General features: G+C 71.9%; 11 protein-coding genes, 1 tRNA gene and 1 riboswitch. Of the genes, 7 read left to right on the top strand and 5 right to left on the bottom strand.

Going from position 1 to position 15,294, the window contains the following annotated elements; genetic code table 11:
* Window positions 1-19: 19 nt before the first annotated feature.
* Together A6F73_RS26575 and A6F73_RS26570 are read right to left on the bottom strand one after the other, a co-directional pair.
* Entirely contained in the window at window positions 20-1,081 is a 1,062-nt protein-coding gene (locus A6F73_RS26575) for an iron-containing alcohol dehydrogenase family protein (RefSeq protein WP_063350092.1), read from the bottom strand.
* Window positions 1,069-1,824, bottom strand: coding sequence for a phosphocholine cytidylyltransferase family protein (locus A6F73_RS26570; protein ID WP_063350091.1), 756 nt, complete (start codon window positions 1,822-1,824; stop codon window positions 1,069-1,071). Before A6F73_RS26570 ends, A6F73_RS26575 begins: the two co-directional genes overlap by 13 nt.
* Window positions 1,825-2,316: 492 nt before the next feature.
* Here A6F73_RS26570 and idi point away from each other — a divergent pair, with 492 nt between their 5' ends.
* Window positions 2,317-2,973 (top strand): isopentenyl-diphosphate Delta-isomerase, encoded by a 657-nt coding sequence (idi, locus tag A6F73_RS26565; RefSeq protein WP_079136034.1) that lies wholly within the window; start codon window positions 2,317-2,319, stop codon window positions 2,971-2,973.
* Between the two features lie 32 nt (window positions 2,974-3,005).
* Here idi and A6F73_RS26560 read toward each other — a convergent pair whose 3' ends face one another.
* A complete protein-coding gene (locus tag A6F73_RS26560; RefSeq protein ID WP_063351556.1) occupies window positions 3,006-3,425 on the bottom strand; it encodes an ATP-binding protein in 420 nt (139 codons plus the stop codon).
* A 507-nt stretch (window positions 3,426-3,932) separates the two neighbouring features.
* Here A6F73_RS26560 and A6F73_RS26555 point away from each other — a divergent pair.
* Both A6F73_RS26555 and A6F73_RS26550 read left to right on the top strand, forming a co-directional pair.
* Window positions 3,933-4,017: transfer RNA gene (locus tag A6F73_RS26555), tRNA-Leu, on the top strand.
* 358 nt (window positions 4,018-4,375) lie between these two features.
* Window positions 4,376-6,049, top strand: coding sequence for an APC family permease (locus tag A6F73_RS26550; protein WP_063350090.1), 1,674 nt, complete (start codon window positions 4,376-4,378; stop codon window positions 6,047-6,049).
* A 124-nt stretch (window positions 6,050-6,173) separates the two neighbouring features.
* On the opposite strand, the gene A6F73_RS26545 is transcribed toward A6F73_RS26550, so the two are convergent.
* A complete protein-coding gene (locus A6F73_RS26545; protein ID WP_244293506.1) occupies window positions 6,174-7,154 on the bottom strand; it encodes a class I SAM-dependent methyltransferase in 981 nt (326 codons plus the stop codon).
* A 657-nt stretch (window positions 7,155-7,811) separates the two neighbouring features.
* Between A6F73_RS26545 and A6F73_RS26535 the strand changes: the two genes are divergently transcribed.
* Entirely contained in the window at window positions 7,812-9,242 is a 1,431-nt protein-coding gene (locus tag A6F73_RS26535) for an aldehyde dehydrogenase family protein (protein ID WP_244293505.1), read from the top strand.
* A 120-nt stretch (window positions 9,243-9,362) separates the two neighbouring features.
* Here A6F73_RS26535 and A6F73_RS26530 read toward each other — a convergent pair whose 3' ends face one another.
* On the bottom strand, window positions 9,363-10,853 hold the full coding sequence (locus A6F73_RS26530; protein ID WP_063350087.1) for a glycine hydroxymethyltransferase: 1,491 nt from the start codon (window positions 10,851-10,853) through the stop codon (window positions 9,363-9,365).
* Between the two features lie 29 nt (window positions 10,854-10,882).
* Window positions 10,883-10,978: riboswitch (ZMP/ZTP riboswitch) on the bottom strand.
* Between the two features lie 305 nt (window positions 10,979-11,283).
* Between A6F73_RS26530 and A6F73_RS26525 the strand changes: the two genes are divergently transcribed.
* The 3 genes from A6F73_RS26525 to A6F73_RS26515 all read left to right on the top strand — a co-directional run bounded on the left by A6F73_RS26525 (window position 11,284) and on the right by A6F73_RS26515 (window position 15,189).
* Window positions 11,284-12,249 carry an ABC transporter permease gene (locus tag A6F73_RS26525; protein ID WP_063350086.1) on the top strand — a complete coding sequence of 322 codons (966 nt, stop codon included), beginning with the start codon at window positions 11,284-11,286 and terminating at the stop codon, window positions 12,247-12,249.
* Window positions 12,250-12,325: 76 nt separating this feature from the next.
* The gene (locus A6F73_RS26520; RefSeq protein ID WP_063350085.1) at window positions 12,326-14,077 is read left to right on the top strand and encodes an ABC transporter substrate-binding protein; all 1,752 of its coding nucleotides are present in this window, start codon (window positions 12,326-12,328) and stop codon (window positions 14,075-14,077) included.
* Window positions 14,078-14,196: 119 nt separating this feature from the next.
* Entirely contained in the window at window positions 14,197-15,189 is a 993-nt protein-coding gene (locus tag A6F73_RS26515; RefSeq protein ID WP_063350084.1) for an ABC transporter permease, read from the top strand.
* Window positions 15,190-15,294 lie beyond the last annotated feature (105 nt).

Genomic DNA, 15,294 nt, shown 5'->3' with positions numbered 1-15,294 from the left:
GGCGCCCGTGGTGGAGGGGTCAGCTGTTGACGGCTTGGACATAGTCGGCGTACGCGTCCCTGATTGCTGAGGGGGAGAGGTCGAGGTGCTCAAGGATGGTGAAGCGCCCCGGGCGGGTGTTCGGAGCGTAGTGCACCGCGTCGGTGAACTCCGCCTCGGTGAAACCGATCTGAGCTGCGGTCACCGGCAGTCCATGGCTCGCCAGGCGCTCCACGATCAGACCGGTCAGCTCGCGCTCGCCCCGCAGGAAGCTGGCGAACGCGGCGCCGAGGCCGACCTGTTCGCCGTGCTGGGCGGAACGCTTGGGGTACAGCACGTCCAGAGCATGCGAGATCTCGTGGCAGGCACCCGAGGAAGGCCGGGTGCTGCCCGCGATGTTCATCGCGATGCCGGACAGTACCAGGGCTTCCGCGAGGGCCGTGAGGAGGTCCTGATCCTGAGTGTTACCTGGGTGCCGCAGCAGGTTCTCGCCGGCCGAGCGGGCCATCGCCACGGCCAGTCCGTCCACCGGCTCGCCGGTGACCGCGTGCGACAACTCCCAGTCCGCGCAGGCGGAGATGTTGGAGACCACGTCGCCGATGCCGGCTGCCACGAAGCGCGGCGGGGCCTGCCGGATCACGTCCAGGTCGACGATGATGCCGATCGGGCTGGGCACCCCGTAGGAGCCGCGGCCGGCGTCGTTGTCGAGCGTGGAGACCGGCGAACAGATGCCGTCGTGGGCCAGGTTGGTGGCGACCGCGACCAGCGGCAGGCCGACCCGGGCGGCGGCGTACTTGGCGGCGTCGATGATCTTGCCACCGCCGAGGCCGACCATCGCGTCGTAGTGCCCGCCGCGCACCGACTCGGCCAGGCGCACCGCGCTGTCCAGGCTGCCGTCGTCGACGTTGTACCAGTCGGCGCCGGGCAGGGCCGGCTCCAGGCGCCGGCGCATCGCCGCGCCAGAGCCGTTGCTGATCGCCACCGCGATCCGGCCCGAGGCGGACAGCCGCTGGTCGGCGAGGATGCCGCCGAGCGCGTCCAGCGCGCCCGGGCGGACCTCGACGAACAGCGGCGACGGAACCAGCCGGGTCAGTACTGGCACGCGATCTCCCGCGCCTTCGCCAGGTCGTCGTGGTTGTCGACCTCGACCCAGGAGACCTCGCCGATCGGCTGCACGTCGATCCGCAGGCCGCGGTCGACCATCTCCTGGTAGCCGTCCTCGTAGTACAGCTGCGGGTCACGCTCGTAGGTGGCGCGCAGCGCGTCGGTCAGGTCGGCGGCGGCGGCGGGGTTGATCACGGTGACGCCGATGTACTCGCCGGTGGCCTCGGTGGGGTCCATCAGCTTGGTGATGCGGCGCATGCCGGCGGCCGGGTCGACGACGACCTTCATCTCCTCGTCGGCGAGCTTCTTCACCGTGTCGAGGGCCAGCAGGATGCCGGGGGCGGTGCCGGCCTCGACGAGGCGCTGGTTGCCCTCCAGCATGGTGCGCTGCACGGACGACGGGTGCACGGTGTCGCCGTTGGCCAGCAGCAGGCCCTCGGCGAAGAGCTCGCGGGCGCACCAGAGCGAGTACGCGTTGTTCCACTCCTCGGCCTTGTCGTTCTCGACCAGGTGGAGCTTGACGCCGTACTTGCTCTCCAGGGCGTCCTTGCGGTCGTACACCGCTTCCTTGCGGTAGCCGACGACGATCGCGGCCTCACGGATGCCGACCTCGGCGAAGTTGCCGAGGGTGAGGTCCAGCACGGTCCGCTCCCCGTCGACCGGCACCAGCGCCTTGGGCAGGGTGTCGGTGTACGGGCGCAGCCGGCGGCCGGCGCCGGCTGCCAGAACGAGGCCGATCATGCGGGGTCTCCTGATCCGTCGTGCGGTGCGCGGGGCGGTGCGCGCGGGGTGCCGGGGCACCGGCTTTCCGTCCGGCCGGGCCGCGAATCGGCGCGCCGGTGCCGCCGCGAGTGCGGGCACCGTGCCGTAAGCGATGGTAGGCGACCCGGGCGGCCGACCCGAACGCGGCCGGGGGCCGCGAGGTGACGGGAGGGTGGCGAAGCGGTGATCGAACGCGGGGGCGAAGCGGTGATCGAACGCGACTCGAACGAATGCCGAACAATTCTGCTATTCCGATGACCCTTCCGGGAGCGACTTGGACCCATCTGTGCCCGGAATCGACCTGCGGACGGTCATGATCCGCCCGGTTGTGCGTGGGACCCGTCCCCACCGCCACCCATACGGCAGACTGGAGCCCGACGCCGGCGCCGGTGCCCCCGCTGCGTCCGCTGCACCCGGTGTACCGGACGTACCCCGATGCTTCCGTTGCTCCCCCCTCCCGAAAGAGGCCCCATGCCCCAGAGCCTGCCGACCAACCCGACACACTTCGACTCCGAGATCGACACCGGTCTCGACGTCGAGACGGACGTGACGGTCGCCCCGGGGGCCTCGACCGGGACCGCCGGCGCCGGTCCCGAGATCCTGCTGGAACTGGTCGACGACGAGGGCGTCACCACCGGCACCGCCGAGAAGCACTGGGCACACCAGCAGCCCGGCCGGCTGCACCGCGCGTTCTCGGTCTTCCTCTTCGACCGCCAGGGGCGGCTGCTGCTCCAGCGGCGGGCACTCGGCAAGTACCACTCCCCCGGCGTCTGGTCGAACACCTGCTGCGGCCACCCGTACCCGGACGAGCCGCCGTTCGTCGCCGCCGCCCGCCGCACCGCCGAGGAGCTCGGCATCGCGCCGGCGCTGCTCTGCGAGGCGGGTACGGTCCGTTACGACCTGCCGGACGAGGCCACCGGGCTGATCGAGCGGGAGTGGAACCACCTGTTCGTCGGGCTGGTGACCGCGCCCGTCGAGCCCAACCCCGACGAGGTGGACGACTACGCCTTCGTGACCGCGCAGGAACTGCGGGAGCTGCGCGCCGAGCGGCCGTTCTCGGTGTGGTTCGAGACGGTCTTCGAGGCGGCGCTGCCGGGGATCCGGGAGATCGCCGGGCGGGACTGGTAGGCGGGCGGGACCGGTCTGCGGGCCCGCGGCGCTCAGTCGTCGGTCTCCGGGGGGACGGGCAGCGAGGCCCAGATGACCTTGCCGCCCTCCCCCGTCCGCTCCACGTCGCACACCCCGCCGGCCTGCAACGTCACGCTCTTCACCAGCAGCAGGCCGCGGCCACCGGTCCGCCCGGTGTCGCTCTCCAGCGCCTTCGGCCGGTACGGGTCACCGTCCTCGACCGACACCCGGACCCAGCCCCGGCGGACCGCCAGCTCGGTCGTCACCTCCGGCGACAGCTTCGCCGCGTGCGTCACCGCGTTGCTCACCAGCTCCGAGACGATCAGCAGCACGTCGTCCACCAGCTCCTGGTAGCGCACCCCGGCCATCCCCTGGGCCAGCAGGCGGTCACGGACCGCGTGCCGGGTCAGCGGCACCGAGGCCTCCTCGGCCGGCACCGGGAAGCGCCACACGCCCTCGACCGGTCCGGCGGGTGCGCGTTCCGGCCCGGTGCGTTCCGGCCCGGTGCGTCTTGGCTCGGCGGGTGCGCGCTCCGCTCCGGCGCGTCTCGGCTCGGCCTTCGCCGCCCCGCTGATCTGCTCCACGTCCAGCCGCCCTTCGTCCGCGACCCGGGAGTGTCCGCGACCCGGGAATCAGGCGTTCCGCTCATGGCGCCCTCGATCCACAGAGGCTAGGAGAGGCACCGCCGGGACCGTGGCACCGTCGACAACTTGCCCGTGTCGGACCGCTTCCGGCCGGAACGGACCGCGGCCGCCGCCGGGGTCGACCGTTTCCTTCGCGCTCGCCACCGCTTCGGCCGGGGTTCGCGCACCGTGGCGACCCATCCCAGCCAGCCCGACCACCCCGACCGACCCGGACATCCCCCCACCCGGGGAAACGCAGGTGAGAAGCACTCCAGAACCCTGGTAATGTTCTCTCTGTCGCCGAGGGGGCGAGAAAAACCCCGAAGCACACACCCTGTCCGGGTGGCGGAATGGCAGACGCGCTAGCTTGAGGTGCTAGTGCCCTTTATCGGGCGTGGGGGTTCAAGTCCCCCCTCGGACACAACCGAATTCCCCGTGGGATCCGAAAGGAACCCGCGGGGAATTTCTTTTTCCCGGCGCGCCGTCGCCATCCACGGGTTCTCTCGGGTTCTCTCGAGTTCTCGCAGGTCCTCTCGGGTTCTCCGTGCGGACCGGGTGGCCGCTGCGGCGCTCGCGACCCCCGCAACCGCTGTGACCCAGGCGACTTCTGCGGCTGTCGTGACCCGGAAAGCGGACACGAGATGGCAACGATCGGACAGTTTGAGCTTCCCTTGAGGTATTCGCCCGTTTTGGCCCCATAGGCTGTCTCCGTTTGTCCGGAAACCAGCGTAAAAACCACGACACCACCCGATGAAACCCCGAGCGAGAGGACCGATACGTTGAGTGAGCCAGAGTCTCCGACGGCATCACATCAGAACTACCGGCGATCGCTCGGCACCATCAGCCTCACCGCCGTGGGGCTCGGATCGATCATCGGATCCGGGTGGCTGTTCGGCGCCGAGCGCGCCGCCCGGCTGGCCGGCCCCGCGTCGATCCTGGCCTGGGTGATCGGGGCCGCCGTGGCACTGACCATCGCGCTCACCTACAGCGAGCTCGGGTCGATGTTCCCCAAGGCCGGCGGCATGGTCCGGTACGGCCAGTACTCGCACGGCTCGCTGGCCGGCTACCTCGCCGCCTGGGCCAACTGGATCGCCATCGTCTCGGTCATCCCCGGCGAGGCCACCGCCTCCGTCCAGTACATGAGCTCCTGGCACTTCGGCTGGGCACAGGGGCTGTACAACGGCAAGGAACTCACCCTGAGCGGGGTGGCACTGGCCAGCGTGCTGCTGGTCGGCTACTTCATCCTCAACTGGTTCGCCATCACGATGTTCGCCAAGACCAACACGGCGATCACCGTCTTCAAGGTCATCGTCCCGACCCTGACCGCCGGCGCGCTGCTGTTCGCCCACTTCGACACCGCCCACTTCACCGACCACGGCGGCTTCGCGCCGAACGGCTGGAGCGCCGTGTTCACCGCCGTCGCGGTGTCCGGCATCGTCTGGGCCTTCAACGGCTTCCAGTCCCCGCTCAACCTGGCCGGCGAGGCCCGCAACCCCGGCAAGTCGCTGCCCAAGGCCGTCATCGGCTCGATCCTGATCGCCCTGGTGATCTACGTCGCGCTGCAGATCGCCTTCATCGGTGCCATCCCGGCCGCCGACCTGTCGCACGGCTGGAGCAGCCTCGCCTACACCTCGCCGCTCGCCGACCTCGCGATGGTCTGGGGCCTCAACTGGCTCGCCCTGCTGCTGTACGCGGACGCCTTCGTCTCCCCCAGCGGCACCGGCATGATCTACGCCGCCACCACCTCGCGCATGATCCACGGCGTGCAGGAGAACGGCCACCTGCCGAAGATCTTCGGCAAGGTCGACGCCAAGACCGGCATCCCGCGCCCGGCCCTGGTGCTCAACCTGGTGGTCGCCTTCCTGTTCCTCGCGGTCTTCCGCGGCTGGGGCTCGCTGGCCGAGATCGTCTCGGTCGCCACCGTGATCTCGTACGTCACCGGCCCGGTCGCCGTGATGGCCCTGCGCCGCCTCGCGCCGGACCTGCCCCGGCCGGTCCGGCTGCGGGCCATGCCGATCATCGCGCCCGTGGCGATGGTGTTCGGCTCGCTGGTCCTGTACTGGGCCCGCTGGCCGCTCACCGGCAAGGTCATCCTGCTGATGGCCGCCGGTCTGCCGATCTGGGCCTGGTACGAGCTGCGCAAGCCGTGGGCCGAGCTGAAGCCGCACCTGAAGGCGGGCGCCTGGATGGTCGCGTACCTGTTCGTGATGGCCGGCGTCTCCTGGGCCGGCAGCACCGACTTCGGCGGCCAGGGCTACCTGCCCGAGGGCTGGGACCTGCTGGTCGTCGCGGCCATCGCGCTGGCCTTCTACTACTGGGGCGTCGCCAGCGCCTGGGCCAACCCGTCCCTGGCCGCCGTCCGGCGCGAGCTGGCCGAGGAGGCCGCGGCCGCCGAGGGCTCCGACGGTTCTGCGGGCTCCGGCCAGGAGCCGCGGGAGGCCTCGCGGGCCTGAGGGAGCGCACAACGCCGAAGGGCCGGTCGAGTTCGTCGACCGGCCCTTCGGCGTTGGCGGGGCGGGACAGGGCGGGGCCGGGTGCCGGGTGACAGTCGGACCCGTCGGCCGTCGGGGGCGGCCGTCAGCCGCGGCGGGCGCGGCGGATGACGGAGGTGACGACCGGGGGCAGCAGGTCGCGGGCGGCGCGCTTGGCGACATTGGCCGGGCGGCGCAGTTCGGCGGCGCGGGCCCGGCGGGCGGCGAGGTCGCGGGCGGCCTCCTCCTGGACCGCCCGGCGGGACTGCGAGGCCTCGTCCCGGGCCGCCTCGGCGGCCAGCCGCCGGTGGTGGCGGGAGGGGCGGAACGCGCCGATCCCGTCCGAGTCGCCGGTCATCCGGAGCACCTGCTGCCCGTTCAAGGTCTCGGAGCTGAGGTAACAGCCTGCGGCGAGGTCCACCCGGTCGAGCAGGTCGCGCTGGAACGGCTCCGGATCCCCCCAGGTGCCGTAGAACTTGCACTCGGTCAACATGATCGGCTTGAGCCCGTGGTTGAAGACCGCGCCCCAGGTCGCGGCGGCCACGCCCGGGGTGTGCTGCGAGCGGTAGTCGTCCAGGACGACGACACCCTGGTCCTGGAGCGCGACCCGGGCCACCTGGAGGTCGCCCACGACGTGCTCGTACAGGTGCGAGGCGTCGATGTGGATGAAGCGGAACGTGCCCGCCGCGATCCGCCCGCCGGCCAGGGCGGAGGTCGGGGCCTGGATTATCTCCGGCAGTTCCTCGTGGAAGGCGAGGTAGTTGACCTCGAAGGCCGAGCGGGTCAGCGACTTCCGGTAGGAGGTGTCCATCTCGGCCGCGTTCTCGTCGTCCGGCGCGTCCGAGTCGAAGAGGTCACAGACGGTGAAGGACTCGCCGGGCTGGAGGTGCTCGCCGATCACGATCGCGCTGCGGCCCAGGTACGCGCCCATCTCCAGCAGGTCGCCGGTGACCCCGGTCTTCTCCTGCCGCCCCATGAACCAGTCGAACGAGTGCCGGTCATGGTCCCAGAACCAGCCCGGAACGTCCTCCAGCACGGCTGGTTCGGCAGGCCGCTGCGACTCGTCCTTCAACGCGGCATCGGTCACGGGATGCTCCTTATGCGGTACGGATGACCTGCGGATTTAAGCCAGACCTCAGCCCGGTGGAAACCCCCGCCCGACCGTGGGACGCGCTGGTCCCGGACCATGTGCACCACTACGAACCACTGGCAACAGTAGTGCTTCACCGCTGAGTTCGCTGCAATCTACAGCGGTGCCCGCAGGCGTGAGGAGCTTTTCGCGCAATGATTTTCTCGGACCGTCGTTTCGCTGTCGGAGGGTGAACGCGGAGCCTTCGGGACGGTTCGTCCGGTGTCCCGCGACGGTGGACCACGGCCGGCCGGCCGAGCGGGCCGTGGGACCGGCGGCCGCCCGTGCGGCGCGGCCGGCCGCGCCGCGCGCGGATCGTCAACTGGACGTCCGGCGGCGGGCGGTGGAGCTGACGGCGGTGGCAGAGGCGGTGACGGGGCCGGTGACGGGCGGCCGCCCGGTGCCGTGGCCGCGCGAGGCCCTTGAGCGGTCGGACGAGCGGGGCGCGGGCGCGGGGACCGAGCCGTTCGACGAGTACACCGCACGGTTCGCCCCGGGGTAACCCGCCGGCCCACCGGACCGGATTGGCTCTTGCGCGCGGCCGACCGGGCCGCCTTGACTGGCCCTTTGACTAGCGCTGTTGGTCAATCGGCCGACCGGATGAGAGGACACTCGGTGCAGCAGCACGCGGAGTACGGCGACCAGTACATCGACGGCGCCTGGCGGCCCTCCCTGGACGACGCCGGGTCGATCGAGGTGCTGAACCCGGCGACCGAGCAGGTGCTCGCCACCGTGCCGGCCGGCGGGCCGGCCGACGTCGACGCCGCGGTCGCCGCGGCCCGCCGGGCGGCCCGCGGCTGGGCGACGACCGCCCGCGCGGACCGGCTCGCCCTGCTGACCCGGCTGCGGGACAAAATCGCCGCCGCGCAGGAGGAGATCACCGCCACCGTGGTCGCCGAACTCGGCGCCCCGGTCGGCTTCGCCGCCGCCGTGCACGCCGGAGCGCCACTGACCGTGGCGACCTCCTACCTGACACTGCTCGCCGAGCACCCCTTCGAGGAACGGATCGGCAACTCGGTGGTGCTCGCCGAGCCCGCCGGGGTGGTCGCGGCGATCACGCCGTGGAACTACCCGCTGCACCAGATCGTCGCCAAGGTCGTCCCGGCCCTGGCGGCCGGCTGCCCGGTGGTCCTCAAGCCCGCCGAGGACACCCCGCTGGTGGCCCGGCTGTTCGCCCGGCTGGTGCACGAGGCGGGCTTCCCCGCAGGCGCGTTCAACCTGGTGACCGGCACGGGCGCGGTGGCGGGTGCGGCACTCGCCGCCCATCCGGGCGTGGACGTGGTCTCGTTCACCGGATCCACCGCCGTCGGCCGGCAGGTCGCCGAGACGGCCGGCCGGGGTCTGAAGCGGGTCGCCCTGGAACTCGGCGGCAAGTCCGCCAACGTGGTGCTGCCGGGCGCGGACCTGACCCGGGCGGTCAACGTCAACATCGCCAACGTGTTCGCCAACTCGGGCCAGACGTGCAGCGCGTGGACCCGCCTGCTGGTGCACCAGGACCAGTACGAGGAGGCCGTCGCGACGGCCGCGAAGGCCGCCGCCAAGTACGCCCCGGGCGATCCGACCGACCCGCAGACCCGGATCGGCCCGCTGGTCAACGCCAAGCAGCTGGCCCGGGTGCGCGGTTACGTCGAGGGCGCGCTCGCCGCGGGCGCCCGGCTGGTCGTCGGCGGCGCGGAGCCCGTCCCGGGCCTGCCCACCGGCTTCTACGTCCACCCGACCGTGCTCGCCGACGTCACGGGGGACATGGCGATCGCCCGGGAGGAGGTGTTCGGACCCGTCCTGGTGGTCCTCCCCTACCGGGACGAGGACCACGCCGCCGAACTCGCCAACGACACCGAGTACGGCCTGGCCGGCGGCGTCTGGGCCGCGGACACCGACACCGCCGCCGCCTTCGCCCGCCGCCTCGACACCGGCCAGGTCGACCTCAACGGCGGCCGCTTCAACCCGCTCGCCCCGTTCGGCGGCTACAAGAGCTCCGGCCTCGGCCGCGAACTGGGCCGCCACGGGCTGGAGGAGTTCCTCCAGTACAAGTCGCTGCAGTACTGACCTCGGTACCGAGCGGGGTGCCGGCCTCGGCGCCGGCTCCGGGCCCGCCGCAAGTGGGGCGGCGGGCCCGGGGGTTCGGGCATCGAGGGCGGTTGGACGGGGCCGGTCAGGTGCGGCCGGTCAGGTGAGGTCGACGCCCGGGTAGAGGGGGAAGGGGGCGAGGAGGTCGGTGGCGCGCTTGGCGACGCCGTCGCGCACGGCGTCGTCGAGGCGGTACTGGGCCTTGGAGGGGGCGCCGCCCGCGGTGGTGGTCGGGGTGGTGGCGCGCAGGACGGTGTCGATCAGGGCGGCGATCTCGTCCATCTCGGCGGTGCCGAGGCCGCGGGTGGTGAGGGCCGGGGTGCCGAGGCGCACGCCCGAGGTGTACCAGGCGCCGTTCGGGTCCTGCGGGACGGAGTTGCGGTTGGTGACGACGCCCGAGTCCAGCAGCGCAGCCTCCGCCTGACGGCCCGTCAGGCCGTAGCCGGAGACGTCGGCGAGGACGAGGTGGTTGTCGGTGCCGCCGGTGACCAGCCGGCCGCCGCGGCGCAGCAGGCCCTCGGCGAGCGCCCGGGCGTTGTCCACGACGGCGTGGGCGTAGGTCTGGAACTCGGGTCGGCGGGCCTCGGCGAAGGCGACCGCCTTGGCGGCCATGACGTGCGAGAGCGGTCCGCCGAGCACCAACGGGCAGCCGCGGTCGACGTGTTCGGCCAGTTCGGTGTCGCACAGCACCATGCCGCCGCGCGGGCCGCGCAGCGACTTGTGGGTGGTCGTGGTGACGATCTGGGCGTGCTGGACGGGGTCGTGGTCGCCGGTCAGCACCTTGCCCGCGACGAGGCCGGCGAAGTGCGCCATGTCGACCATGAGGGTCGCGCCGACCTCGTCCGCGATCTCGCGCATCCGCCGGAAGTCGACCAGTCGAGGGTAGGCGGAGTAGCCGGCGACCAGGATCAGCGGGCGGAACTCCCGGGCGGTCTCGCGCAGCGCGTCGTAGTCGATCAGGCCGGTGGCCGGGTCGGTGCCGTAGCTGCGCTGGTCGAACATCTTGCCCGAGATGTTGGGTCGGAAGCCGTGGGTGAGGTGGCCCCCGGCGTCCAGGGACATGCCGAGCATCCGCTGGTTGCCGAGCGACTGGCGCAGCTGCGCCCAGTCCTGCTCGGTGAGGTCGTTGACGCCCCGGACCTTGGCCCGCTCCAGCGCCGGGCTCTCCACCCGCTGGGAGAGGACGGCCCAGAAGGCGGTGAGGTTGGCGTCGATGCCGGAGTGCGGCTGGACGTAGGCGTGGTCGGCGCCGAACAGGGCGCGGGCGTGCTCGGCGGCGATGGTCTCGACGGTGTCGACGTTGCGGCAGCCCGCGTAGAAGCGCCGGCCCGCGGTGCCCTCGGCGTACTTGTCGCTGAGCCAGTTGCCCATGGCGAGCAGGACGGCCGGGGAGGCGTAGTTCTCGCTGGCGATCAGCTTGAGCGAGGCGCGCTGGTCCTCCAGCTCCTGGCCGATGGCGGCGGCGATCCGCGGCTCCACGCCGGCGACCACGTCGAGGGCGCTGCGGAAGGCGGTGTCGGCGGCCGCGCCGGCGGCGGTGTGCGGGGCCTGAGCGGCCTCAACGGCATGAGGGGTGTACGGGGTGGCCAAGGCGGTCTCCTCGTGGTGCACGGACGAGTACGGACGGCCCAGGCGCTCGGCAACTGTCGTGCGGGTGCACGGAGCCGCTTCCCGATGGTCGGTTCCATCCGTGCGCGCCAGTCGCGGCTCCCCGGGATCGTACCAATGCCCGGGGGGATGTGGCGGAGATCTCAGGATTCGGGACGGCACGCCCGTTTCGTCCCTCGATGTCCGTTCTTCTGCAACGCCGGTATTGCGGCGCAATGACGCCGAATGAAGCCGCAATACGCGCCGAAACAATGCCGGGGAAAACCGCCGGAGGTGATTTGCGGACCTCCCCGCGCATCCGGTCTGATGGCGCTCGAACGGCCGACGGGAAACCCCCGGGGGCCGGTTCGGAAATGCACACCAGCGCACCCTCACCCACAGGGCGGCGGAGAATTCGGGGAGTACGCCTCTCATGGCCGTGGTCGAAACAGCAGCGGGCACCGTCCCCGCACCCGCCGCGCCGAGGCTGCTCGGCCGACTCCTGCGCGACCGGGTCGGCGCCGCCGCCCTCGCCGTCGTCCTGCTCTTCCTGCTGCTCGCCCTCGCCGCCCCGCTGATCGCCGCCCTGTACGGGAAGAACCCGGTCGAGCACTACGGCCAGAACTCCCCCGGCCTGCTCAGCGACAGCGGCCTGCCCGTCCTGCCGAACGGCGGCATCTCGGGCGACTTCTGGTTCGGCCTGGAGCCGGGGCTCGGCCGGGACGTCCTGACCCAGCTGCTCTACGGCATCCGCACCTCGCTGCTGATCGCCTTCGCCTCCGCCGCCGTGACCACCACGCTCGGCGTGCTGGCCGGGGTCGCGGTCGGCTACCTCGGCGGGATCGCCGACCGGCTGTTCGGCTTCCTGGCCAACGTGCTGCTGGCCTTTCCGACCCTGCTCCTGCTCCTCGCGCTGAGCCCCGTCATCCAGTCCCGGCTGGTCGATCCGGGCGCCGCGGAACCGGAGTGGATGCAGTTCCTGGTGCTGATCCTGGTCTTCTCCGCGTTCGGCTGGATTCCGCTCGCGCTTTCCCTGCGGGCCACCGTGCGGTCGCTCCGGGAAAGGGATTTCGTGCAGTCCGCCCGGGCCCAGGGCGCCGGCCGATTCCATGTCGTCGTCCACGAACTGCTGCCGAACGTCCGCTCGCAGCTGCTGGTGCACGCCACCATGGCGGTGCCGACCTTCGTCGCCTCCGAAGCGGTGCTGTCCTTCCTCGGCGTCGGCATCACGGAGCCGATCCCGGACTGGGGGCGGATGATCTCCCGCGGCTCCGAGGTCTTCCAGGCCGATCCGACCTACATGGTCTTCCCCGGTGTCGCCCTGCTGCTCTTCGTGCTCGCCTTCAACCTGCTCGGCGATGCCGTCCGGGACGCGCTGGACCCGCGCGCCGCCCGCTGAGCCCCCGTCCTCCTCCGTCCATCACCCCAAGCCCGCCCCGACCCGCCCCGACTCCCGGGGCAAGGAGAGATTCGCCATGCGCTGGACCAGACCGTCCCTCGCCGTCGTCGCCACCGCCCTGCTGGCGACCGCCTGCTCGGCCGGCGCGGGCACCGGCCCGGCGCCCGCCGGGGCGGCCGCCAAGGAGACGTCCCCGCTGACCGCCGCGCTCGGCGGCGAGAAGGAGAGCGCCGGCCCGGCCCCCGCCGTCGCCGGCGCCCGCGTGGGCGGCACCGTCAACGTGTACAACAGCGTCGAGTTCCGCCACCTCGACCCGCAGAAGGTCTACGCGGGCGCGACGTACAACGCCTCGCTGCTCTGGGGCCGCCAGCTGACGCAGTATCAGGTCGTCGACGGCAAGGCCAAGTTGGTCGGCGACCTGGCGACCGACACCGGCACCTCCGGCGACGGCGGGCGCACCTGGACGTACCGGCTCAAGGACGGCGTGGCCTGGGAGGACGGCAAGCCGATCACCTCCCAGGACGTCAAGTACGGCATCGAGCGCAGCTTCGGCAAGGGCTACGAGGTCGGCCCGCCGTACTGGCCGCAGTGGCTCACCGGCGAGGCCAGCTACGAGGCGGCGCGCGCCAAGTACGCCGGCCCGCAGGACGGCGACCTGGCCGCGATCGAGACGCCCGACGAGCACACCCTCGTCTTCCACTTCCCGCAGCCGCAGGCCGACGTCCCGTACATGGCCGCGCAGTCCTCGTCCTCGCCGGTGCGCCGGGACAAGGACACCGGGACGGACTACGACCGGCAGCCGTTCGCCACCGGCCCCTACCGGATCGTCGAGCACATCCAGAACACCCGCATGGTGCTGGAGCGCAACCCCGCCTGGAAGGCCGAGACCGACCCGATCCGCAGCCAGTACCCGGACAAGTTCGTCTTCACGTTCGGCAAGGAGGCGCTCAACATCAACCAGGAGATCCTGTCCGGGCGCGACGGCGGCGCCAGCGCCACCACCGCCTCCGACGTGCTCTCCCCCGAGCTGTACCAGACCGCCGACACCGACCCGAAGGCCAAGGACCTGGTCGTCTCCGGGCGCCAGGGCGCCTTCGTCACCCAGCTGGTGATCAACAACGAGCGGGTGCCGGACGTCGAGGTCCGCAAGGCCCTGCACCTCGGCTACCCCCGCCAGCAGGCCCGCCAGGTCCAGGGCGGCTCCCGGATCGGCGAACTCGCCAGCACGCTCAGCTCGCCGGCGCTGATCGACTGGGAGAAGTACGACCTCTACCCGGTCAAGCCCGAAGGCGACCCGGAGGCCGCCAAGGCCGCGCTCGCCAAGGCCAAGCAGGCGCCGACCAGCCTGACCTACGGGTACAAGAACACCCCGGACGGACAGCGCACCGCGCAGGTGCTGGTGGACGGCTTCGCCAAGTCGGGCATCACCATCGTGCCCAAGCCGATCGACCCCAAGGCGTTCCTGGACGAGGTGCACCGCGCCGACTCCCCGTACGACCTGTTCGAGGAGACCTCCTCCGTCGACTGGCCGACCCCGTCCACGCTGATCCCGTTCTCCTTCGACGGCCGCGCCGGCAGCGACCTCAACTCCGCGCGCTACCGCAACCCGGCGGTGGACAAGGAGATCGACCGGATCAACCAGATCGGCGAGCCGCGCGCCAAGGCCAAGGAGCTGTACGCGCTGGAGAAGACCGTGATGCAGGACGTCCCGGTGCTGCCGTTCGTCTACGCGAACGTCAACCAGGTGCGCGGCTCCAACGTCGGCGGGGCGTTCATCCACCCCATCTACGGCACGGTCAGCCTGGCGTGGCTGTACCTGAAGTCCTGACCGCCGTACCCGCCCCCGCGCCGGTCGGTGCGGGGGCGGGCCCCTGAAGTCCTGCACTCCCCGTGTGCTCCACGTAGCCCTCGCGCACGCCTCCCCGTCCCGTCGACCCCGGACCGGCCATGCTCTCCTTCGCCCTGCGGCGGACCCTCCAGGCCCTCGCCGTCCTGGTCGCGGTCTCCGCCGCCGCCTTCGCCCTCTTCTACGCCGCGCCCGCCGACCCGGCCCGCGCCGCCTGCGGCCCGCGCTGCGACAGCGGCCAAGTCGCGGCGGTGCGCCAGAGCATGGGCCTGGACCAGCCGCTGCTCACCCAGTACACCGACTACCTCACCGGGGTCGTCGCCGGGCGCGACATCAGCGACGTGGACGGCTCGGTCATCCACTGCGACGCGCCCTGCCTCGGCTACTCCTACCGGCTGCACCAGCCCGTCACCGAGGCCCTGGCCGACCACCTGCCGGTCACCTTCTCGCTCACCGCCGGCGCCCTCGCCGTCCTGCTGGTGCTCGGCCTCGGCACCGGGTTCGTCTCCGCGCTGCGGCACGGCGGCCGCACCGACCGGCTGCTCTCCGGCTTCACCCTCGTCGGCGCCAGCGTGCAGATCTACTTCCTCGGATACGTCGCCCAGTGGGCACTGGTCTACTCCACCGGCCTGCTGCCACTGCCCTCCTACACCCCGCCGACCGAGGACCTCGCGGCCTGGGCGGGCGGGCTGCTGCTCCCCTGGCTCGTCCTCGGCTTCGTCAACTCCGCCGTGTTCGCCCGGCTTTCACGCTCCCAGCTACTGGAGACGATGAACGAGGAGTACGTCCGCACGGCACGCGGCAAGGGCCTCGGCCGGCTGCGCGCCCACCTCAAGTACACCTCGCGCGGCGCCGCCGGACCGCTGGTGCAACTGCTCGGTCTGGAGGCCGGGGTGCTGCTCGGCGGGGCGGTCATCACCGAGACGGTGTTCGGGCTGAACGGGGTCGGACGGTTCGCCGCCCAGGCGGTGTCCGGGCAGGACCTGCCCGCGGTGGTCGGCGCGGTGCTGCTGGCCGCCTGCTTCGTGGTGCTGTTCGTCGCGCTGGCCGACCTGGTGGTGGCCTGGCTCGACCCGCGAATCCGCCTGAGCTGACTGGAGCCGTTCGATGACGTCCACTGTTGAATCCGTGTCCGGGGGCGTGTCCGGAGCCGCGCCCGGAGCCGTGTCGGAGGCCGCTCCTGGGCCTGGTGCCGCGCC

It is taken from the genome of Streptomyces sp. MJM8645, assembly GCF_001625365.1.
GTDB lineage: Bacteria > Actinomycetota > Actinomycetes > Streptomycetales > Streptomycetaceae > Kitasatospora.
Note: the sequence above shows the minus strand (reverse complement) of the source record. Positions and strands in the feature narration are given on the sequence as shown.

What these genes read in the sequence shown, in the direction of transcription:
- A6F73_RS26570 (WP_063350091.1), bottom strand. Translation starts at nt 1,824, where the DNA reads ATGATCGGCCTCGTTCTGGCAGCCGGCGCCGGCCGCCGGCTGCGCCCG.
- A6F73_RS26520 (WP_063350085.1), top strand. Translation starts at nt 12,326, where the DNA reads ATGCGCTGGACCAGACCGTCCCTCGCCGTCGTCGCCACCGCCCTGCTG.
- A6F73_RS26525 (WP_063350086.1), top strand. Translation starts at nt 11,284, where the DNA reads ATGGCCGTGGTCGAAACAGCAGCGGGCACCGTCCCCGCACCCGCCGCG.
- A6F73_RS26515 (WP_063350084.1), top strand. Translation starts at nt 14,197, where the DNA reads ATGCTCTCCTTCGCCCTGCGGCGGACCCTCCAGGCCCTCGCCGTCCTG.
- idi (WP_079136034.1), top strand. Translation starts at nt 2,317, where the DNA reads ATGCCCCAGAGCCTGCCGACCAACCCGACACACTTCGACTCCGAGATC.